This window comes from Acinetobacter johnsonii (assembly GCF_048551975.1).
In the GTDB taxonomy this organism is placed as follows: Bacteria; Pseudomonadota; Gammaproteobacteria; order Pseudomonadales; family Moraxellaceae; genus Acinetobacter; species Acinetobacter johnsonii_A.
On record NZ_JBIMCF010000119.1, the window covers coordinates 1 to 315 of the forward strand.

1 protein-coding gene is annotated in these 315 nt (G+C 46.3%); it reads right to left on the minus strand.

Going from position 1 to position 315, the window contains the following annotated elements; all coding sequences use genetic code 11:
- On the minus strand, positions 1–315 hold a 315-nt coding region (locus tag ACG9ZB_RS16880), incomplete at both ends, for a penicillin-binding transpeptidase domain-containing protein (RefSeq protein ID WP_419326812.1).

Consider the following 315-nt stretch of genomic DNA (forward strand, 5'->3'; position numbering starts at 1 on the left):
CTGTGCCGCAGAACCACCATGGCGACCATTTTCCCAAACTACTGCAATCGCAATTTCAGGGTTTTCGGCAGGTTCAAAGCCCACGAATAAACCGTGGTCTAATTGACGTTCGGTTAGTAGGGCTTCATTGTAGCGTTTACCTTGAGCAATACTTTTGACCTGTGCCGTACCAGTTTTACCTGCAATTTTATACATTGGCGTGCGAATACCACGTCCAGTACCTGTTTCATTGACATCGACCATGGCATCACGCATTTTTACCCAGTCTTCGTCTGTACCATTGAACTGGATTCTGCCATCAGGTGCATTTAAGTC